The sequence below is a fragment of the Acinetobacter sp. FDAARGOS_559 genome, from assembly GCF_003940475.1.
GTDB classification, from domain to species: Bacteria; Pseudomonadota; Gammaproteobacteria; order Pseudomonadales; family Moraxellaceae; genus Acinetobacter; species Acinetobacter baumannii.
Genome location: NZ_RKJG01000005.1, coordinates 121940 through 144125 on the forward strand (window position 1 = coordinate 121940; position 22186 = coordinate 144125).

At 40.0% G+C, this 22186-nt stretch carries 19 protein-coding genes; 13 read left to right on the plus strand and 6 right to left on the minus strand.

Annotated elements, in window-relative coordinates:
• Positions 1–174: 174 nt before the first annotated feature.
• Positions 175–1179: a 50S ribosomal protein L3 N(5)-glutamine methyltransferase gene (prmB, locus tag EGS71_RS02055; RefSeq protein ID WP_000441019.1), complete on the plus strand. Its 1005-nt coding sequence runs from the start codon at positions 175–177 to the stop codon at positions 1177–1179.
• A 12-nt stretch (positions 1180–1191) separates the two neighbouring features.
• Complete coding sequence (gene aroC / locus EGS71_RS02060; RefSeq protein ID WP_000918444.1) at positions 1192–2283, plus strand: chorismate synthase; 1092 nt, start codon at positions 1192–1194, stop codon at positions 2281–2283.
• A gap of 96 nt (positions 2284–2379) precedes the next feature.
• Here aroC and EGS71_RS02065 read toward each other — a convergent pair whose 3' ends face one another.
• Complete coding sequence (locus EGS71_RS02065; protein ID WP_000775755.1) at positions 2380–3609, minus strand: GGDEF domain-containing protein; 1230 nt, start codon at positions 3607–3609, stop codon at positions 2380–2382.
• A gap of 320 nt (positions 3610–3929) precedes the next feature.
• Between EGS71_RS02065 and EGS71_RS02070 the strand changes: the two genes are divergently transcribed.
• Entirely contained in the window at positions 3930–4682 is a 753-nt protein-coding gene (locus EGS71_RS02070; RefSeq protein WP_000126114.1) for a TenA family transcriptional regulator, read from the plus strand.
• 46 nt (positions 4683–4728) lie between these two features.
• Here the strand turns inward: EGS71_RS02070 and EGS71_RS02075 are convergent, their stop codons facing one another.
• Entirely contained in the window at positions 4729–5868 is a 1140-nt protein-coding gene (locus EGS71_RS02075; RefSeq protein WP_000367581.1) for a helix-turn-helix domain-containing protein, read from the minus strand.
• 157 nt (positions 5869–6025) lie between these two features.
• Positions 6026–7012, minus strand: coding sequence for a lipoyl synthase (gene lipA, locus EGS71_RS02080; RefSeq protein ID WP_000364554.1), 987 nt, complete (start codon positions 7010–7012; stop codon positions 6026–6028).
• Between the two features lie 364 nt (positions 7013–7376).
• On the opposite strand from lipA, the gene EGS71_RS02085 reads away from it, so the two are divergent.
• The 6 genes from EGS71_RS02085 to EGS71_RS02110 are packed head-to-tail and all read left to right on the plus strand — an operon-like array spanning position 7377 to position 14226.
• Positions 7377–8339 (plus strand): thiamine pyrophosphate-dependent dehydrogenase E1 component subunit alpha, encoded by a 963-nt coding sequence (locus EGS71_RS02085; RefSeq protein ID WP_001177517.1) that lies wholly within the window; start codon positions 7377–7379, stop codon positions 8337–8339.
• Between the two features lie 13 nt (positions 8340–8352).
• On the plus strand, positions 8353–9372 hold the full coding sequence (locus EGS71_RS02090; RefSeq protein WP_001133055.1) for an alpha-ketoacid dehydrogenase subunit beta: 1020 nt from the start codon (positions 8353–8355) through the stop codon (positions 9370–9372).
• Between the two features lies 1 nt (position 9373).
• Entirely contained in the window at positions 9374–10912 is a 1539-nt protein-coding gene (locus tag EGS71_RS02095; RefSeq protein ID WP_001289742.1) for a 2-oxo acid dehydrogenase subunit E2, read from the plus strand.
• 10 nt (positions 10913–10922) lie between these two features.
• Positions 10923–12326, plus strand: coding sequence for a dihydrolipoyl dehydrogenase (lpdA, locus tag EGS71_RS02100; RefSeq protein WP_001287526.1), 1404 nt, complete (start codon positions 10923–10925; stop codon positions 12324–12326).
• Positions 12327–12352: 26 nt separating this feature from the next.
• The gene (locus EGS71_RS02105) at positions 12353–13138 is read left to right on the plus strand and encodes an acetoin reductase (RefSeq protein ID WP_000238436.1); all 786 of its coding nucleotides are present in this window, start codon (positions 12353–12355) and stop codon (positions 13136–13138) included.
• Between the two features lie 29 nt (positions 13139–13167).
• Positions 13168–14226 carry a 2,3-butanediol dehydrogenase gene (locus EGS71_RS02110; RefSeq protein WP_000642313.1) on the plus strand — a complete coding sequence of 353 codons (1059 nt, stop codon included), beginning with the start codon at positions 13168–13170 and terminating at the stop codon, positions 14224–14226.
• A 46-nt stretch (positions 14227–14272) separates the two neighbouring features.
• Here EGS71_RS02110 and EGS71_RS02115 read toward each other — a convergent pair whose 3' ends face one another.
• Together EGS71_RS02115 and EGS71_RS02120 are read right to left on the minus strand one after the other, a co-directional pair.
• Positions 14273–15184, minus strand: a complete 912-nt coding sequence (locus tag EGS71_RS02115; RefSeq protein WP_000636996.1) for a bestrophin family protein — start codon at positions 15182–15184, stop codon at positions 14273–14275.
• A 69-nt stretch (positions 15185–15253) separates the two neighbouring features.
• Positions 15254–16525, minus strand: a complete 1272-nt coding sequence (locus tag EGS71_RS02120; RefSeq protein WP_001096448.1) for a sigma-54 interaction domain-containing protein — start codon at positions 16523–16525, stop codon at positions 15254–15256.
• Positions 16526–16716: 191 nt separating this feature from the next.
• On the opposite strand from EGS71_RS02120, the gene EGS71_RS02125 reads away from it, so the two are divergent.
• The 4 genes from EGS71_RS02125 (at position 16717) to EGS71_RS02140 (ending at position 21099) form a co-directional block, all read left to right on the plus strand.
• Positions 16717–17412, plus strand: coding sequence for an MBL fold metallo-hydrolase (locus EGS71_RS02125; RefSeq protein WP_000465446.1), 696 nt, complete (start codon positions 16717–16719; stop codon positions 17410–17412).
• Positions 17413–17421: 9 nt separating this feature from the next.
• Complete coding sequence (locus EGS71_RS02130) at positions 17422–19077, plus strand: TIGR01244 family sulfur transferase (protein ID WP_000421175.1); 1656 nt, start codon at positions 17422–17424, stop codon at positions 19075–19077.
• A 116-nt stretch (positions 19078–19193) separates the two neighbouring features.
• Positions 19194–19985, plus strand: a complete 792-nt coding sequence (locus EGS71_RS02135; protein ID WP_000925653.1) for a sulfite exporter TauE/SafE family protein — start codon at positions 19194–19196, stop codon at positions 19983–19985.
• Positions 19986–20094: 109 nt separating this feature from the next.
• Positions 20095–21099, plus strand: a complete 1005-nt coding sequence (locus EGS71_RS02140; protein WP_000822390.1) for a homoserine dehydrogenase — start codon at positions 20095–20097, stop codon at positions 21097–21099.
• A 31-nt stretch (positions 21100–21130) separates the two neighbouring features.
• Here EGS71_RS02140 and EGS71_RS02145 read toward each other — a convergent pair whose 3' ends face one another.
• Positions 21131–22048 (minus strand): DMT family transporter, encoded by a 918-nt coding sequence (locus EGS71_RS02145; RefSeq protein WP_001023744.1) that lies wholly within the window; start codon positions 22046–22048, stop codon positions 21131–21133.
• Positions 22049–22186 lie beyond the last annotated feature (138 nt).

Below are 22186 nucleotides of genomic sequence, written 5' to 3' on the forward strand. Positions count from 1 at the left end.
TTCACCCTACTTAAAAGTTCATTATTTCTTAATTAAAACAAAGTATTTTGTTTTTGAGGCGTGACTGTTCAAGATAGATATGTAAAACACTGGTTCACAAGGCAAAGCGTTGCTTTGCACTACCTCACTCAGTAGAATAGTCACTTTGCAAAATTTGCCTTTGGAGACGCCTAAGTGGAGCGACCGACGATTAGCCCTGAACATTTACAGGAAGCTGCTGAAAATTTATCAACAATTCGAGATTTTATTCGTTTTGGGGTGTCAGCATTACGTCAATATGATGCACATTTAGGACAAGGTACTGAAGATTATTTCGCAGAAAGCTCTGCATTAGTTTTACAAACCTTATCTCTTGAATGGTCTGCAGATTCAGAGATTTTAGATGCGAAGCTTTTACCAAGTGAAAAAGCAGAATTCTTAAGCTTGTTGGAGCGCCGTATTAATGAGCGTATTCCGACTTCTTATTTATTAAATTTAGCTTATTTCTTTAATAAGCCATTTTATGTGGATGAGCGCGTACTTATTCCTCGCTCACCAATTGCAGAGTTAATTGAGCAACGTTTTGCGCCCTATTGTTTAGATGAAAATGGCCAAATGCGTGAAGCGCTTAATAACTTACCAGAAAATACCAAGCCTAAAACTCCACAACGTATTTTAGATATGTGTACAGGTTCTGGCTGTATTGCGGTAGCTTTAGCTTATGCTTATCCAGATGCAGAAGTAGATGCAACAGACATCTCTAAAGAAGCTTTAGAAGTAGCATCAATTAACGTTGAACATCACAATAAACAATACCAAGTTGCATTACTTGAGTCGGATTTATTTGAAAAAATTCCAGCTGAAAACCAGTACGATTTAATTGTAAGTAACCCTCCGTATGTTGATGCCGAAGACATGGCTGACTTGCCGGAAGAGTTTTTACATGAACCTGAACTTGCATTAGCAGCAGGTCAGGATGGTTTAGACTTGGTTCGTAAAATGCTTGCTCAAGCGGCAGATTACTTAACGGAAGATGGTCTTATAGTTATTGAAGTCGGTAACTCTGAATGGGCTATGCGCCAAAACTTTAATACAGTTGATTTCAATTGGCTTACTTTCCAAAAAGGTGGTTCAGGTATTTTTGCTTTGACTGCTGAACAATGTCGTCGTTATAGAAAATTATTTGAAGAACAAGTTTAAGGAGTTGTACATATGGCAGGGAACAGTATTGGACAACTCTTTCGTGTGACTACATGCGGTGAATCGCATGGGGTTGGTTTAATGGCAATTGTTGATGGGGTGCCACCAGGCCTTGCATTAACCGAAGAAGATTTGCAAAAAGATCTGGATCGCCGTAAGCCGGGAACCTCGAAATTTGCGACGCAGCGTAAAGAGCCTGATCAGGTTGAAATCATTTCTGGTGTGTTTGAGGGTAAAACTACTGGTACGCCAATTGGTTTACTCATTCGCAATACAGACCAAAAATCGAAAGATTATGGAAATATTGCACAAACTTTTAGACCGGGTCACGCAGATTACACTTATACGCAAAAATATGGTTTTCGCGACTATCGTGGCGGTGGCCGTTCCAGTGCTCGTGAAACTGCTATGCGTGTTGCAGCGGGTGCTATTGCGAAGAAATATCTAGCAGAAAAATTTGGTGTTTTGATTCGCGGTCATGTGACTCAAATTGGTAATGAAGTTGCTGAAAAACTGGATTGGAATGAAGTTCCAAATAATCCATTTTTCTGTGGCGATGTAGATGCTGTTCCTCGTTTTGAAGCATTAGTTACATCTTTACGTGAGCAAGGTACAAGTTGCGGTGCTAAGTTAGAAATTTTAGCCGAAAAAGTTCCTGTAGGTTGGGGTGAGCCTGTCTTTGATCGTTTAGATGCTGATATTGCACATGCAATGATGAGTATTAATGCGGTTAAAGGTGTTGAAATTGGCGATGGTTTTGCTGTAGCAGGACAGTTCGGACATGAAACACGTGACGAATTGACTAGTCATGGCTTCTTGGCAAATCATGCTGGTGGTATTTTAGGTGGTATTTCAAGTGGCCAGACCATTCGTGTGGCGATTGCACTAAAACCAACAGCAAGTATTACTACTCCGGGTAAAACGATTAACTTAAATCGTGAAGATACTGATGTGTTAACTAAAGGCCGTCATGACCCGTGCGTGGGCGTTCGAGCAACTCCAATTGCGGAAGCAATGTTGGCAATTGTACTAATGGATCATTTCTTACGCCACCGTGCTCAAAACGCGGATGTTGTTCCTCCATTTGCGCCAATTGAACCATAGTTAGTTCTAATCAGCGTATTAAAAAAGCCACATAATCAAAATTATGTGGCTTTTCTATTTTTATTGAAATCACATGATTACCTTAAAAATAAATCATTAAGTTAGATCTACAATTTGTTCTTCATTCAAAGCAATTTGATATTGGTTGCGGCCATTTGTTTTTGCCTGATAGAGCGCATGATCAGCACGACTAACAAAAGCAGAAATTGAATCATTTAAACGTGGAATTGTGGTCGCCACGCCAACACTAATAGTTACGTATGGTGAAACACTACTACATGGATGAACAATAGCAATTTTCTTAATTGCATTCATTAATCTTTCGGCCTGAATTTTAGCTTGTTGTGCATTTGTCATCGGGAACAAAAGTAAGAATTCTTCACCGCCATAACGGGCAACCAAATCGCCACTACGAGCAGCGATTGAGGAAATTGCAGTCGCAATATCTTTTAAACACTGATCACCCTTGAGATGGCCTAAGCTATCGTTATATGGTTTAAAGAAGTCTATATCAACCATCATAATAGTAAGAGGGGTCTCATGGCGTAATGCGCGTCGCCATTCATTATCAAGTGTTTCATCAAGATAACGTCGGTTAGCAAGCCCGGTTAAAGCATCTTGTTGAGAAAGCAGTGAGAGTTGTTGAGCTTGTTGCATGAGTTCAATACGGTTGAGCTCAATCATACAGTTTTGTAAATAGTTTTCACGGTGCTGACGATCCGTAGCATAGGCAAGGGTCATGCCTAAGAAACTACTAAACGTATAGGTACGGTTTAAGAAGGTCCAGTCTATGTCTCCGTTCAAATAGGTACTTACCAAAATACCAATAAGACCGCCGACCCATCCTGCAATAATGGCAGTATAAAAACGCATGCCTACCGCACCATAGATAATCACAATGGCATACATCATTGCTGCATGAAAAAGTACATTATCTTGGCCATTTTCTAAAACGTTAATTAAAATAAATGTTATGGCAACGGCAGCGGAAGAACCAATTCCGACATAATAATCAAACCACTGATTTAATTTTTTAATAAATGATAAAATCCAGGCGATTAAAACAATTATGCCTACCCAAGAATAATAGCTTAACCAGGATAAAACTTGTTCGGTTGGTAAAACTTGGTATATACCAAAGCTTAAAAATAAATATAATATTAAAATAATAGGTGCTCTATAGCGAAACTCATAGGCTGCACCATTTTGATATTGAAAACGATATATCGTTTCAAGTTGCTTTGGAAACCATACGAAATTTAATCCGCGTGTGGTTAATAAATCTATTTGTTCCTGTCCCAATATATTGGAACCTTGCAACTTCATAATTAATGCTCTCTATATTGGAAGTTGGCATAAAATGAGACTAGTTTTATTAAAGTTCCATCTAAAAGTATTGGTTATATAATGTGTGGTTTATTTAAAATAATAATACAGATTTTTTAAAAAAGTAATGATTTTTACACCCCCTAATTGTGATAAAAATCACGACATTTCAATGATTGGCGTCACAATTATCTAAAGATTCGAAACCTTTGAGAAAAAATTACAAATGGTCGATTAAAGATTGTATCTTTATCATTTTCGGATAGACTTATAGCCGTGAAGTACAGATGATTGCTGTCATATAAATAGGAAAATTAGCAATGACTGCTCTAAATCAATATGGAATGAGTTTAGAAATTACGCCGCATAATGGATGGTCTCAGCGGTTTTGGGAGGATCTTTTACCAGTGAAGGAGCGGGTGAGTAAACATCCGTTTTTTACTGAAATGGCCAATGGGGGATTGAGCCTAGAAAGTTTCCGTTATGCTTTACTTAATTTCTATCCATTAGTAGCGCATTTCCCGTCATATATGGCTGGTGCGTTAGCTAAAGCAACTGCTTTTGCAGAACCTGGCGTTACTGAAACAAGAGATTGGTTAATTCAAAATATTAAGGTCGAAGAGCGCCATTTACAGTGGTATCGGGATTGGGCTAGAGGTTTTGGATTAACGGTAGAACAACTCGATAGTGTTCGCCCACCAGCTTCGATGAATGCGGTGAATCATTTTCTTTGGAATATGAGTCACCGTGGCAACTTGGCTGAATGTTTAGCTGCGACCAATTTGGCAATTGAATGGGCGACAGGTGACTGGTCTATTCAAGTCTATAAAGGCATACATGCTTATACGGATCATCCGGAAGTTACCATTGATAAGCGTTCTTTAGCCTGGTTACGTGCACATGCTCATTATGATGATTTACATCCTTATGAAGCCATGGAGCTGATTAAACGTTTGTGTAATGAACGTCCTGATTGGCAGCAAAAAGCATTTCATGCGGCGGAAGAAGGGCTGCGGTATTATGAATTAGCTTTAGACGATTGCTATAGAGTACAGCTTCAAGCCTCTGCTTGATCTCATCTTAAAAAGGGAGAATATTCTACATATTCTCCCTTTTATTTTATTCAAGCAATTTTAAGAGCTTTGCCCGATAAGGTGTTTCTTCAGGCAGAAGCTCAAGTAAGCGTTCAACGGCATCAACACGGTCGGGAACACGGCTAACCACACGTAATAGTTGGTCTACATCATCAATTTGATAAATCACATGACTCAAGCGGGCATCAAAGCAATCTCTCCAAGCACACAAAAATGGACTTTCTGACTTGGCTAAAAAACTACCTCTATACAGTGTTAAAGTGGTTGCAGTAAAACCTAAGTTTAGTGCTTGCTCAGCCATGAGAAAGTCACATTGAATTTCACAGTTAAGTCTATATGGTCGTGACTCGATCACATCGGGAATCAGGTTTCGAAGCTGTGAGAGCTCAGCTTTTAGTGTAGTGGTACTCACTGGTCGATCGCCATATAAGGCATAGTGAAGCTCTTCTAAGTTTATGCCTTCCGGACATAAAGCAAGAATACATAAAATTTCGATTTGGCGCTGCGTGAGTGTCAAGCCATGTTGATTGTATTGAACTTTAGGCGTGCCTAGCGCCTTAATATATAAAATGTTCTTTTGATGAAGTTGAATGGCTTGTTTTACAATATCGGCGCAGCGTTCAACAGCTAAAATTCCAAGTGAATTATGCTTTTGATATTTAGTTGATAAGTTCATAATGCCATAAAACTGGCCTGTATTTGCGTCAGTGATTGGGGCTGCATAACATACCCAGTCTCTAACGCTGTTCATCTGGTTTTCATGTGAATAAACACAGCTTGCAGAATGTGTATTTAGGGCAAGACCAATTGCATTTTGACCAACCGCTTGAGTTGACCATTGCCCACCTTCAACAAAATGGACTTGTTCAGCAGATGAACGCATAGGTGTACTACTCCATGTCCAGAGTAAAGTACCGTGAGGGTCAGTCACCCCAATTGCCATATCTGCATCTTCAGCAATGTGCATCAAATTTCTATGGCACTCTTGGATTGAACGACCAAATAAGGAATGTTGCCATTCATGATCTAGATCAAATATAGGAGCCGCATCTAGATCGAGTGACGGCTTTTTTCCTAAACAAGGGGTTTCAGAGATTGTTTCCGGTCTAAAGAAAGACGGAAGGTTGTCTGTAGAAGGCAATAATAATTGTTTTGACATATCCATATCGAAGTTCCTTTATCGTTGAAATGGCGTATCCGTGGCCGCTCAACAGGTTTAGCTTTCTTATTGTGACTATTTCCTCGTTATTTCATTTACCTTAAATAATTTTAAACGGTTTGACTATTATCCTATTGGGTAAGTTTTGTTATTTCGCCTCGCCCTATGACAAAACATCCTCTCTTGAAAATGGCTTTGGGGCAGGTTCTCCGAAATATTGCCGATCGGCAAAATAGCTAGAACGGACCATCGGCGCACTCCAGATATTTTTAAAGCCTAAACGCTGACCATGCTGAGTGTATCTTTCAAATTCTTGTAAATTCACAAACCGGTGAATAGGGGCATGTGATTTAGAGGGCTGTAAATATTGTCCAATAGTCACTAAATCTACATCATGATCTTTTAAATCGTTGAGTAGAGCAATAACCTCAGCTTCAATTTCTCCTAGCCCTACCATTAGACCGCATTTAGTTTTGATATCAGGACAGTATTTTTTAAAACGTTTTAATAAATTTAATGAATGCTGATAGTCAGAACCGGGACGCATTGCTTTATATAAACGCGGTACTGTCTCAATATTATGATTAAATACATCGGGTGGTGATAAGCTTAATGTAGAGAGTGCTGTTTCTAAACGGCCACGAAAGTCCGGAACTAAAATTTCAATTAGCGTATCTGGACAACGGTTTCTGATTTCTTCAATACACTTCACAAAATGTGCTGCGCCCCCATCATGTAGATCATCACGGTCTACAGAGGTAATGACTACATATTTTAAGTTTAGGTTAGCGACCGTCTCAGCTAGATGTTTAGGTTCATTTTCATCTAAAGGCATTGGACGACCATGTGCTACATCGCAGAAAGGGCAACGTCTTGTACAAATATCTCCCATAATCATAAATGTTGCCGTACCACCACCAAAACATTCAGGTAGATTTGGACATGCAGCTTCTTCGCAAACACTATGTAACTTTTGTTGGCGTAATAAATTTTTGATACGTTGAATTTCTTCGAAATCAGTTATTTTTGCTCGAATCCATTCAGGTTTTTTAGGTAGTTCTTCGGTAGGTAAAATTTTAATAGGAATACGAGAAACTTTATCTATTCCTCTTAACTTAATACCTGTCTCTATTTGCCTTTTTAAGTCCATATATAAAATTCCATTTTATATTAAATAAATTTGCAACTAGACTAGTTATAATAAAAAACCTTATTTCTATAAATAAGAAATAAAGAATTTATTAATGCGTATAGTGCACAGCAAATATTATAAATTAATAAAGGTTGGTTAAAGGTTTGTTTTACAAGTATATGAAATGAATTAAAATTTTTTAATTTTATTTTTGTGGCGTAAGTTTGTGAAAAATAAAAATTAATAGCTAAAAAACTTATTTTAAACTTTTTAGTCTAATAGCATATTAAATTAAATTGAGCTTTATTATTTATAGCGAAATATATAAAACTCGCTGAAACTTGGTTGATTTTTAATAATCAAGATAATAAAGGAAAAGGATATGCAATTAACGGAAGAGCAATTACTCGCAGCATATAAACGCATGCGTGATATTCGTGAATTTGAAGATCGACTTCATGAAGAAAATACCAATGGTGATATTCCAGGCTTTATTCACTTATATAGCGGAGAAGAAGCTGTAGCAGTCGGGATTTGCGAAAACTTAACCGACAAAGACTATATCACTTCAACACACCGTGGACATGGACACTGTATTGCAAAAGGCTGTGATATTCACGCCATGATGCTGGAAATTTTCGGTAAAGATGACGGACTATGCCGTGGAAAAGGCGGTTCTATGCATATTGCCGATTTAGATAAAGGTATGCTCGGTGCCAACGGGATTGTGGGTGGTGGGCCTCCTTTAGCAATTGGTGCAGCGTTGACAGCGAAAACCTTAAAGACTGGTGGCGTCGGACTGTCTTTTACAGGTGATGGTGGTTCAAACCAAGGCCTTACTTTTGAAGCGATGAACATGGCTGTTGTTCTTAAACTTCCAGTAATTTTCGTTTTTGAAAATAACGGCTTTGGCGAAGGTACTGGTCATGATTACGCAGTAGGAAGTAAAGACATTGCTGGTCGTGCAGCAGGCTTTGGTTTACCGGCAGTTAAAGTTGATGGTACAGACTTCTTTGCCGTCTATGAAGCCGCTCAAACTGCCATTGAACGCGCGCGCCGTGGTGAAGGTCCAAGTGTGATTGAAACCATCACAAACCGTTTTTATGGCCACTTCGAAGGTGATCCTGGCTTGATTCGTTCTAAAGAAGAAGTCGAGTTCATCAAAGAAAATAAAGATCCTTTGAAAATTTTCCGTGAGAAAGTCAAAGGCAAAATTGATGAAGCCAAACTAGACGAGATTGATGCAGCTTCAAAGGCAAATGTTGATGATGCCGTTGCTAAAGCCCGTGCTGCGGCATATCCGAAACCAGAACAACTCCTTACTGACGTCTATGTCTCTTACTAAAGGAATAGTAAAGATGCCAAATAAAAGTTTTCGTAATGCAATTAAAGAAGCCATTGGATCAGAAATGCGCCGTGATCCAACCGTATTTGTTGTTGGTGAAGATGTTCGCGGTGGGCACGGCGGTAAAAACACTGAAGAAAACCAATTAGAAGGTTTCGGTGGTGTATTGGGCGTAACCAAAGGTTTATGGACAGAATTTGGTTCGGAACGTGTTATTGATACGCCAATTACCGAGTCTGCAATTATCGGTATGGCTGCGGGTGCTGCAGCAACAGGTTTACGTCCTGTTGCCGATTTAATGTTTATGGATTTCTATGGCGTGTGTCATGACATGCTCTATAACCAAGCCGCTAAATTCCGTTATATGTTTGGCGGAAAAGCAAAAGCACCCATGGTTGTACGTGGCATGATTGGCGCAGGTTTCTCTGCGGCAGCTCAGCATTCTCAGTCACCATATAACGTATTTGCTGCAGTTCCGGGCTTAAAAGTTGTAGTTCCATCTAGCCCATATGATGTCAAAGGGCTGTTAATTCAGGCTATTAGAGATGATGACCCTGTAGTGTTCTGTGAACATAAAATGCTTTATGACATTAAAGGCGAAGTTCCAGATGATGCATATACCATTCCTTTTGGTGTAGCAAATTACACCCGTGAAGGGACAGACGTGACCATTATTGCTTTAGGTTTGATGGTACACCGTGCCAATGAAGTGGCAGACAAACTTGCAAAAGATGGTATTTCAGTTGAAGTGGTCGACCCTCGAACAATTTCACCTCTTGATGAAGAAGGAATTTTAGAGTCTGTTGCATCGACTGGGCGTGTGGTTATTGTGGATGAATCAGCAGCACGCTGTGGCTTTGGTCATGATGTGGCTGCACTGATCGCGCAAAAAGGTTTCCACTATTTGAAAGCACCCGTTGAACTCGTAACGCCACCACATACGCCTGTTCCATTCTCTCCAGTTTTAGAAAAAGAATGGATTCCAAGTGTAGAGCGTATTGAGCAAGCTGTGCGAAAAACATTGGAGGCTTAGGATGAGCGAAATTAAAACGTTGGAGATCCCGAAATGGGGATTATCCATGGAAGAAGGCACGATCGCCCAATGGTTGATTAAAGAGGGTGATAGCTTTAATAAGGGCGATGAAATTTGTGAAATTGAAACCACAAAAATCGTCAATGTGTTAGAAGCGCCTTTTGCTGGAACGCTCCGTAAAATTTTAGCGAAAGATGGTGATACTTTACCTGTTGGTGGTCTTATTGCCGTATGTGCTGATAGTGAAGTTTCTGATGCAGAAATTGAAAGGTTTATCGCATCACTAGGTGGTTCAGCAGCTCAAGCACCTGAAGCACCTTCGGAGCAAAGTAAAGCGGAAACATCTGCACCTGTTGCTGAAAAAGCAGAACAACCACAGACTGTAGCAGTTAGTGCTTCAGCTCCTGTAAAGGTAGCGAAAGATGACTACGCTGTACCAGAGTCATTACAAGGCTATCAAACATCTGATGAGTTGTTTGCAACGCCGCATGCCTTGAAGCTTGCAGAAAAACACAATGTAAACTTGGCAAAAGTCACAGGTTCTGGTCGTGAAGGACGTATTAGTGTTCAAGACATTCAGAAGGCTGTACAGGTTGCTGGTGGTCAATGGCCTGATGTTAAGCAGCAAACTCAAGCTAAAGTAGTTAAATCTACGGCCGATGATAGCCAAGTTTTAGCAACGCCTGTAGCACGTCGTTTAGCAAAGCAATGGGGCATTAACCTAAATGACTGCCGTGTTTCAGGCACTCGTGGCCGTGTCTGTAAAGAAGATGTTGAGGCAGTTTACTATCGTAATAACCCAACGTCGGTAAATGAACAATCTGCTCAATGTGCTGTTGCTCAACCACAATCAACCGTTACGACTGTGGCGATGAATGGTATGCGTAAAGCGATTGCTTCACGGTTACAGGCTGCAAAACGTAATGCACCGCATTTCCGCTTAGTGGTCGATCTCAACGTAGAGGCTTTGCAAAAACTACGTAAGCAGATTAATGAGACTGTTCCCCAAGTGAAACTTTCTATTAATGACATGCTAATTAAAGCAGCTGCCGCCGCGCTGATTAAAGTACCTGAGGTGAATGTTCAATTTGATGAGGCGACTCAATCAATTTTACAGTTCTCTCAAGCGGATATTTCGGTGGCCGTAGCGATTCCAAACGGTTTAATTACACCCATTGTAAAAGCAGCAAATCAGAAGTCTTTAGCACAAATTTCCGATGACATGCGTGATTTGGCAACGCGTGCTAAAACTGGCAAGTTACAACCTGACGAGTTTCAGGGAGGCAGCTTTAGCATTTCAAATTTAGGAATGTTAGGCATTAAACAGTTCGACGCCATTATTAACCCACCGCAAGGTGCAATTATGGCATTAGGTGCTTCGGAATCTCGCGCTGTTGTTGAAAATGGCAATGTAGTGGTTCGTGAGATTGTCACAGCGACGTTGTCATGCGATCACCGAGTTATTGATGGCGCAGTTGGGGCGAAATTCTTGGCTAGCTTTAAGCAGTTTGTTGAAAACCCTGCTTTAATTTTGGTGTAGGAGAACCCGCATGTCAGAAGCTCAATTTGATTTAATTGTGATTGGCGCGGGACCGGGTGGGTATGTGGCTGCAATTCGTGCAGCCCAGCTCGGGTTAAAAACCGCAATTGTAGAAGAGCGACATTTAGGCGGAATTTGTCTAAATTGGGGCTGTATTCCAACCAAAGCTTTGCTTGCAGGGGCAGAGCTCGCAACCCAGTTTAAACATGCCGGACAGTTTGGTTTTCAGGTATCGCAACTCGATTTTGATATTCAAAAGCTTGTGCAACATAGCCGACAAGTGTCAGCTCAATTAGTACAAGGCATCGATTACTTACTGAAAAAGAATCAGGTGACGGTTTTTAATGGTCGTGCTCAGCTTACGGCAAAAGAAAAACTTGAAGTGACAGATGCTCAAGGTAATAGTCAGGCTTTGAGTGCACCACATATCATTTTGGCAACTGGAGCTAAAGCTCGACATGTTCCTCAACTTCCTGTCGATGGAACATATGTCTGGAGCTATAAAGAAGCGCTTGTTCCAGAGCAGTTACCGAAAAGTTTGCTGGTTGTAGGTTCTGGTGCAATTGGTAGCGAGTTTGCTAGCCTTTATCAAGACTTGGGTTGTCAGGTGACATTAATTGATTTAGCCAAGCAGATTTTACCAACTGAAGATGCGGAAGTTGCCCAATTTGTCAGAAAACAATTTGAACAAAAAGGTATGAAAGTCTTAACCGATGCTGTCGTTCAAAGTATTCAGATTGAAAATGAGCAAGTCCACTGTGTGGTTGAAACGGCAAATGATGTTCAAACTCTTGTTTTTGACCGCGTGCTTTCGGCAATTGGTGTACAGCCGAATACCACGGGGCTAGGACTAGAACGTTTAGGTGTAGAACTCAACCCACAAGGTTTTGTGGCAATTGATGACTATTGTAAAACCAACGTAGCAGGGCTTTATGCGATTGGTGATGTGGCTGGAGCACCGTGTCTTGCCCATAAAGCAAGCCATGAAGCCATGATATGTGTTGAGAAAATTGCTGGTGTGGCAAACGTCCATTCACTCGACCGTAGCCAGATACCCGGTTGTATTTTTACACATCCACAAGTGGCGAGTATTGGTTTAACAGAAAACGCAGCAAAAGCTAAGAATCTACCTATACGTATTGGTAAGTTTTCTTTAACTGCAAATGGTAAAGCTTTGGCAATTGGAGATGCGTCAGGTTTCGTTAAAGCGGTGGTACATGCAGAAACGGGTGAGTTACTTGGTGCACATATGGTCGGCCATGAAGTGACCGAACATATCCAAGGATTTGCCATTGCGAAATATCTAGAAGCAACTGATGAAAGTTTAGCTCAAGTGATTTTCCCACATCCAACATTATCAGAAGCCATGCATGAATCTATTTTGGCTTCAATGCAACGAGCGATTCATATGTAGAAATTCTACATTTACAGGAGTTGAACATGGTTAAGGGATTAAAAAATAAAGTCGCTTTAGTGACTGGGGCAGCCCAAGGCATTGGCCGTGGGATTGCCCTGCGCTTGGCGCAAGAAGGGGCACATATTGCATTAGTTGATATGAAACAAGATCGACTGAACGATGTGCAGCAGGAAATTCAAGCTTTAGGTGTAAATGCGAGCACATTTATTGCTGATGTAAGTGACCGCGAGCAAGTGTATGCTGCTATAAATCATGCTGAGCAGACACTTGGTGGGTTTGATGTCATGATCAATAACGCTGGAATTGCACAAGTTCAAGCGATTGCTGATATCACACCTGATGAATTCCAAAAAATTGTTGATATTAATATTGGTGGAGTGCTGTGGGGAATACAGGCTGCTGCTGCAAAATTTAAACAACGCGAACATAAAGGTAAAATCATTAATGCTTGCTCAATTGCAGGCCACGACGGGTTTGCTTTACTCGGTATTTACTCGGCAACCAAATTTGCGGTACGAGCACTTACCCAAGCTGCGGCAAAAGAATATGCCAGTCACGGTATTACGGTAAATGGATATTGCCCCGGAATTGTCGGAACGGACATGTGGGTTGAAATTGATAAACGTTTTGCTGAAATTACCGGTGCCGCTATAGGTGAAACTTATAAAAAATATGTGGAAGGCATTGCTTTAGGTAGAGCCCAAACACCAGATGATGTAGCTGCATTAGTTGCTTTTCTGGCAAGTGAAGATTCGGACTATATTACGGGTCAATCCATTTTAACGGACGGCGGCATTGTCTATCGCTAAAACAACATCCTGATTTGAGGGAGATAATAATGAAAGCAGCACGTTTTTATGACAGAGGCGATATTCGTATTGAAGATATCCCTGAACCAGAAGTCACTCCCGGCACTGTAGGCATTAAGGTAGCTTGGTGTGGAATCTGTGGTACAGATTTGCACGAATTTATGGAAGGACCAATTTTTATTCCACCGTGTGGACATCCGCACCCTATTTCAGGTGAATCTGCACCGATTACCATGGGACATGAATTTTCAGGTGTGGTTTATGCCGTAGGTGAAGGTGTTGATGATATTGAAATTGGCCAGCATGTAGTCGTAGAGCCTTATATTGTGGCGGATGATGTACCGACTGGACCGGGCGATAATTATCATCTTTCCAAAAATATGAACTTCATTGGTTTAGGCGGTCGTGGCGGTGGTTTGTCGGAGAAAATTGCGGTTAAACGCCGTTGGGTGCATCCAATTTCCAATAAAATCCCACTCGATCAGGCAGCCTTAATTGAACCGTTATCGGTGGGTCACCATGCTTTCGTACGTAGTGGTGCAAAGGCTGGTGATATTGCACTGGTTGGCGGTGCGGGGCCAATTGGTTTATTGCTTTCGGCAATTTTAAAAGCGAAAGGGCTTAAGGTCATCATTACCGAACTAAGTGCCAAACGTAAAGAAAAAGCCAAAGAGTCGGGTGTTGCAGATTATATTTTAGACCCGTCTGAAGTTGATGTTGTTTCTGAGGTCATGAAAATTACTAATGGCGATGGTGTTGATGTTGCATTTGAATGTAGTAGCGTTAACAAGGTATTAGATACTTTGGTTGCGGCAGTGAAACCAACAGGCGTTATAGTTATTGTTTCGATTTGGAGCCATCCAGCATCAATTAATGTGCATAGTGTGGTGATGAAAGAGCTTGATGTACGAGGCACAATTGCCTATGTAAATGACCATCAAGAAACTATTAAACTGGTCGAAGAAGGTAAAATAAATCTGGAACCTTTTATTACGCAGCGCATTCAACTTGATGATTTGATTTCACAAGGTTTTGAAACCTTAATTCATAACAATGAATCAGCCGTTAAGATTATCGTACATCCCTAAATAGACACTCAAGCCTTAAAAAAGAGCGATGATTCGCTCTTTTTTATTAAAGTAAGTTGTTGTTTTGAGCTTCAATAATAGGGGGTAATGGCTGTCCTAAAGAACTTAGAGACTCACGTTCAATCAAACGCACAATAGAATCGAGCGGTAAATCATTTTCTTGCAAACCAAAAGGTTCTTCAATTTGAGCGCTTAAGGCATCTAAACCTAAAAACATATAAGCGATTAAGCCGACAATAAGCGGTGTCCAAATACCTAAAGCTGCTTCAAGGCTAAATGGTAGAATGAAACAGAAACAGTAAACGGCGCGGTGCAAAAGTACTGAATATGAGTAGGGTAAAGGTGTCCCAGCAATACGGTCACAACCCGCTTGAATATTACCTAGCTCAACAATATGGCGTGTCAGAGTGCCATAGATAATGTCACTAATTTCGCCGTCTTTTAGAGCTTTGACTAAATCTTTTTGAATATTTTCGAGTACAAATTGAGGTGCATTAATATGCTCATTTAAATAATTAAGTGAAGAGTTATTTAAATAGGCATGCTCAAGAAATTTGGTGGGTTCGACTGTTTGTTGACGTAGTCGATCACGCAACAAGTTACTAAAAATTAAGACCTGATGAATTAAATGTTCACGTTGTTCATTAGATAAAACATGGCTATCTCTAACAATATGTCTGGCATTGGCAATTAAAGCACCCCAGAGCTTGCGGCCTTCCCACCAACGGTCATAACATGCGTTATTTCTAAAGCCTGTACAAATGGACAGAATCACACCAAAGATGGTAAATCCGATCGCGGGTACGGTAGGAATTTGAATCCAATGATAATAAGAGAGCCAGACCACACATGCTGAAATAAAGACAACAAAACTCAGTGCTGGCAAGACCTTCGGTAAAATTGTTCCTTTCCAAGCAAATAAGAGTTTAAATACATTGCTTTTATCACGAACAATCATATAAAGCCTTTGAACTAACGAACCTAACCAAGTGCAATATGATACGCCTTAGATGAGCTAAATACCTAGCTAAAGCTTATGCTTTTGTCTATATCGCCAAAGCGTGGTGCGGCTAATTCCAAAAATATTCGCGACCATATTCAAATTATGGTTATATTTTTCTAAAGCAGCTTGTACATTTTCAGGGGTAAGCTCTGTATTTGACTCCGGTAATTTAACGTAATCTTCAGCATTTAAGAGTTCATTTGGTAAGTCTTCGATTTCAATTTCATCTTTACCATTTGCCATGGTTAAAGCATAAAGCAGAGTGTTTTTAAGCTCACGAACATTTCCTGGCCAGTCATAATTCAATAAAACTTGCATGGCTTTTTGATTGACATGACGGGGCATTGTGTCGAGTTGAGTTGAGCTTTCTTTTAAAATCTGATCGACAATGAGTGGAATATCGACTTTTCTCTCTCTGAGTGGTGGTATGAAAATTGGAATTACGCGTAGACGGTAGAGTAGATCATGACGGAAACGCCCAGCCTTAGCCTCTTCGCGTAAAGCTTTATGTGTTGCTGTAATAATGCGGATATTGGCCTGAATCGGTTTTTCACCACCAACTGGCGTAAATTCACCTGTTTCTAACACCCGTAATAATTTAGATTGAAGCTCTAAAGGAATCTCGGCAATTTCATCCAGAAACAGCGTTCCGCCTGCGGCACGTTCAAACACGCCTTTATGGTCGCGAATTGCTCCGGTGAAAGCACCTTTCACATGCCCAAATAGTTCACTTTCTAGAATATTGGCATTGAGGGCCGCACAGTTAATCGCTACAAAAATCTTATTTTTACGTTGGCTATAATCATGAATTGCTTGTGCCACCAGTTCTTTACCGCTACCAGATTCACCGCGTACGAGCACTGGAAACTCAGTAATTGCCACTCGTTGAATAATTGAAAACATACGAGTCATTTCTGGTGAACAACTATTGAAAACTTTAGCCAAGTCTTGCAATTGTTCTGTTAGCTCTACTTCATCAACAATATCATTCTCTATGCTAACGGGCTGTAGAATATGCAATTTCCCGATAATTCGATGCTCTGCGATGTAAATATCATGTTCTTGATAGATAAATCGCTTTCTCATTTTAGGAGTATTGATCTCAAGATATTGATTGTGATGGTCTTGAGTAAGCGCTGCTATGTTCTCTACAGAAATGTCATCTGTATTAAATTTATAGTGAATTGCTTGAGTCGTTGTGTCTGCTAAAAACAGGCTCGCATTTGGGAAGAGAGCCTTAAGCTGCTCAAATAAAATATAAAAATTCTGTTCTGACTCAAAATTTAGCTTTGCCATTTTATATGTTTCACAATCGTTTCATTGAAACATACTTGAGTTTCATAGGAACATCAAGCTGAGTTCATTTTCTAAGTTTAGTTTTACTTATTATTTTAAGTTTTTGATTTTTATATTTATTATTTAATTTTGAATAATTGGCATCTTATTTGCAAAATATAGGAAAGAAATAAATTATTAGGGTATAAATCATGTTCTTTAAGCAGTTTTTTGAAAAAGAAAGTTCGACTTATACATATATGCTTGGATGTGAAGAAACACGAGAGGCTGTTTTAATTGATCCAGTCGCATCAGATTTAGAGATTTATGCAAAAGAATTAGAGCAGCATCAATTTACGCTCATCTATACCTTAGATACTCATGTTCATGCAGACCATATTACCGCTGCAAATTTACTTCGTGAACGGTTTCATTGCAAATCAGTTTTACACAGAAACTCAGAAGTAAATTGCGGAGATATTTTAATTACTGATGGTTGCATACTTAAAGTTGGCAACCTCAGTATTGAAGCACGTTATACACCAGGTCATACCAATGCTTGTACGAGTTATCTAGTTGGAAACATGGTTTTCACTGGTGATGCATTATTAATTGATGGCTGCGGTCGAACTGACTTCCAGCAAGGTAATGCAGGTACACTTTATGACAGTATTCATAAACAACTTTTTAGCTTACCTGACAACACTATTGTATATCCGGGACACGATTATAAAGGTCGTTTCTCTTCAACAATTGGTTATGAACGCTTAAATAATTCACGTCTAGGTCAGAATCGCTCGCGTGAAGATTTTATTGAATTAATGAATAACTTAAATCTGCCATATCCAAAACAAATTGATAAAGCACTTCCTGCTAATCAGGCTTGCGGCTCAATTTCACAATTATAAGGTGGCAATATGGAACTTAAACGAGTTAATCAAGATTTTTATGTTGCTGGCCAGATTACTGCCAACGATATTGTAAAAATTGCAGACCAAGGAATAAAAACTCTGATATGTAACCGTCCAGATGGGGAAGGTGCAGATCAACCCAATGTGATTGAAATTGAAGAAGCAGCTCAGCGACATGGCCTAAACGTAATCTATCAGCCTGTTATCAGTGGTAAAATTAGCGATCAACAAGTTACCGAGTTTAAGCAGCTTTATCAGAATGCTCAGAAGCCCGTTTTAGCATATTGTCGCTCTGGTATGCGTGCAATCAGTTTGTGGGCTTTGGCTGAAGTTGCTCCACAAGATGCAGCACTGTTAGTTGAGTCGGGTAATAAGCTTGGGTTTAACTTAAAAGGCTTGGTGCCACGTATTTTAAAACGTGATCATGAACCAGCCACAATTCCTTGTTATAGCGTTGTGATTGTTGGCGCTGGGGCAGCAGGAATTTCTGTAGCGTCGAGTCTTTTATGTCGTGAACCTCATTTAGATATTGTCATTATTGATCCCGCAGATACACATTATTATCAACCGGGCTGGACCATGGTCGGTGGTGGTATTTTCAAACCACAAGTAACCGCACGCTCAATGACAAGTGTGATACCTTCAAAAGTAAAATGGATGAAAGCTGCGGTTGCTGGATTCGACCCTGAGCATAATCAGGTTATTTTGGAAGGATGCCAACCTATTCAATATAAAGCTTTGGTCGTGTGTCCCGGTTTAAAACTGAATTGGCATGGCATTGAAGGTTTAGTCGAAACCTTAGGAAAAAATGGGGTGACGTCTAACTATCGTTATGATCTAGCGCCGTATACATGGGAACTGGTGCAACAATTAAACGGTGGAAAGGCGATCTTTACCCAACCGCCTATGCCGATTAAATGTGCAGGTGCTCCTCAAAAAGCGATGTACCTTTCAGCCGATTACTGGTTAAAGCAAGGCCAACTTAAAGATATCTCTATTCATTTTTATAACACTGGCGCTGTTTTATTTGGTGTTAAAGAATATGTACCTGCACTAATACAATACGTTGAAAAATATGGCACTGAACTTCATTTTAACCATCAACTTGTCAAAGTAGACGGGCCTGCAAAGAAAGCATGGTTCAAAGTGGTGAATGATGAAAATGCAGCATTGGTCGAAACAGATTTCGATATGTTGCATGTTGTTCCACCGCAACAAGCGCCTGATTTTATTCGTGCAAGTACTCTTACTGATGAAGCCGGCTGGGTGAGTGTGAATCCTCAAACCCTACAACACACACAGCACGCCAATATTTTTGCTTTAGGTGATGTGATGAATGCGCCTAATGCCAAAACTGCTGCTGCGGCACGGGCACAAGCTCCGATTGTTGCTGTAAATGTTCTCGCACAACTGAACGGTGAGCAAAACTTCTGCGAGTACAACGGCTATGGCTCATGTCCACTCACTGTCGAGCGTGGAAAAATTGTTCTGGCTGAGTTTGGCTACGGCGGCAAATTACTTCCAAGTTTTCCAAAATGGGTAATTGATGGGCAAAAACCTTCCCGTTTGGCTTGGCTGCTTAAAGAGCAGATTTTACCGCCAATTTACTGGCAAGGCATGCTCAAGGGCCGTGAGTGGATGGTCAAACCTGAGCGAGGATAAACAAAGCAACGCTTTGTCCTGAGAAGCGACTAAAGCTTCGCAAGAAGACGAGATCAACTCACTCATTAACCAGCAGTCTACTGCAAACGATGTATATGCAATTTTAGGCTTTTAATATGTTATTACTTGTCGTTGAAGGCATTGTGATTGGCTTTTTACTTGGTCTTACCGGTGCGGGTGGTGGCATTCTTGCTGTACCCGCGCTTATGACCAGTCAAGGCTGGAGCGTGGCGCAAGCTGCACCGATTGGGTTGTTGGCGGTTGCGCTATCTACTCTCATTGGAACCATTGAAGGCTTATTTAAAAAGATTGTTCGTTATCGCGCTGCGATCTGGATTGCCTTAATTGGTGCTCCTATGGCACATATCGGTATTTTAATAGCTAACACAATTTCACCTATTTGGCTCATGTTAATGTTTAGCTTGGTCATGTTTACAGTGGGCTATCGACTTATCAGTAACCGAGTTTCGGATTTTCATAACCCGCCGTGTCAGGTCAACCCAAGTACGGGACGCTTTATCTGGAATTTTAAAACTGGTGGTGTGCTTGCAAGCATCGGGATTATTGCTGGACTTTTAACTGGTATGTTAGGGGTTGGAGGCGGCTTTGTAATTGTACCCGCGCTTAGAAAAGTCACAAATTTGGATATGCATAGCATTGTTGCAACCTCACTTATGATTATTTTCCTTATTAGTGGCATGAGTATTGTGATGCATATTGCAGAGGGCTTTCACTATCCAGTCGCCATTACTAGTGCGTTTGCACTCGCATGTGCATTCGGTATGTTATTAGGACGCCGAGCTATTCGGTTTATTCCGTCTGCAATTGTACAAAAGGTCTTTGCTTTAATGGTTTTTGCTGTCGCAATTTATATGGTTATTAAGATTGTTAATCTAACAAATATCTGAGCGATATAGTATTTTAACCTTCTCTATAAGTAGCAATTTTTCCAAGATGAGATATTAAAATTATCTTTGGAAAATTGATTTAAACCATTTAAATTTTTGAGAAAGTGAAATGAAGCGAATTAATGTGGCAATTTGTGGTTTCGGACGGATTGGGCAACAAATTGCAGAGCTTCTTTTAAATCGATCGACATACTATAAACAAAAATATCAAATTGATGCCCGTTTAGTGGGTGTCTGTAACTCATCATCAGGCTTAATTGATCAAGAAGGTTTACAAGCTTCAAAGTGGCTAGATAAAACACAATATCAAGCAGGCCTAACTGAGCAAAAGTTTTTAGAACAGGTTCAAGCAGATGTCATTATTGAAACTGGACCAAGTGATTATGTGACAGGTGGGAAAGGCCTATTTTATTTAAATTATGCTTTAACACATAGCATGCATGCGATTGCGGTATCTAAAGGTGCTTTAGTCGTAGAAGGTAAAAAACTAATTAACTTGGCGCATCAGCACAATAAAAAACTATTTTTTAGCGGTGCCACTGCTGCAGCTTTACCGACTGTTGATTTGTTTGAATATAACTTGGCTGGTTGCCAAATTTTAGAAATAGAAGGTGTGTTTACAGGTACCACAAATTTTATTTTAAATGATATGTTGCAACACGAATGCGCATTTACAGAATCTCTTGAAAAAGCTCAAGCAAAAGGTATTGCTGAACCGAATAGTTCTTTCGATGTAGATGGATGGGATACTGCTGCAAAAATTACGATACTAGTCAATACTGTTTTGGGAGCTGATATAAAAATTCAGGATATTCCAAGACAAGGAATCAGTCATGTAACTGCCGATCATATTCGTGATTGGAAAAAAGAAAATGTAATTCCTCGTCTGGTCGGTTTTATCCATATTAAAAATCAGCAAATTCAAACAGGTGTTGAATTAAGGTTAGTCCCAGCAAATCATCCGTTTGCTCATCTGCAAGGTTCTAATAAATGTATTCGGGTGTTAACGCAAGAAATGGGGGAATTTGTTGTCAGTGGAGGGGCATCTGCGCCATTAGCCACAGCCGCTGCAGCTTTAAAAGATTTCGAGTTGATACTAAAAACGGGCTGCTAAAATTAATTATGATTTATAAAAAAGCAGGCTTTTATGCCTGCTTCTCACAATTTTTTTGACTGCTAAATAACTTCTTTCCAATTTCAAACTTACTAAACATTAAGTAGTTACCAAGTAAGATGAGTAAAATTCCAAATACAGCATTTAAAGTCCACTCATATCCTTCAAAGAAAGTAGAAACTGTTAAAGCAACTAAAGGAAAGAGCAACGTGCTATAGGCTGCTTTGGCTGCGCCAATTCGTCCGACTAGAGAAAAATAAGCAGAGAATCCAATAACCGTACCAAATACAGCTAAGTATAGTACCGAGCTTAAGAATGGGAAATTCATCGGCGGCATTAAATCTTGTCCTGTAAATAAAGCCAGAATTAACATCACCAATGCGCCGTAAGTCATGGCATAACAGTTTGTTGAAAAGATATTTAGACCACGTTTTTGGTGTCTAACACTAATCATGTTCCCTAAAGAAAAGCCGTAAGTGCCTATTGCACATAGCCCAATACCCATTAATAGCTGCGCATTAAACTGGCTATTAATCAGATCGTGCCAAAATAGTAAAACAATACCACTTAGGCCCAAAAGTGCAGCTGGCGCAAAGTTTGGGGAAGGTTTCTGCTTAAAAAAGATAAGTGCATTAATGGCATTAAAGAAAACCGCCATCGAAAAAATGACAGACTCTAAACCGCTATTTACATATTTAACCGCAGTATAAAAACAAATAAAGTTTAGGCCAAAAACACAAAGTCCTTGCAGCATACAGAACAAGTGATCTTTTAAAGCAATTCGCTGTAATTTTCCTGAAAATAGTAAAACAACCCAAAGTAATAAGGCTGAAATAGCAAAACGCCATAAAATTGCGACAACGGGTGTTGCATAATGGCTTTGAACGGCAATTCCAATCCATGTTGTTCCCCAAATCAACACCACCGCAACATAGAGTAAAATATTCATAACTTCATCCTCGATTACCAAGCTTAAGTATCTAGGAATCCTTAATTTTTCACGTATATATTCTTGTGTTGTACATGCAAGATCTTGCGTTTTTTATAGATCTAAACTAGCTGAATTTTGCTGAATATGGTTAACTTA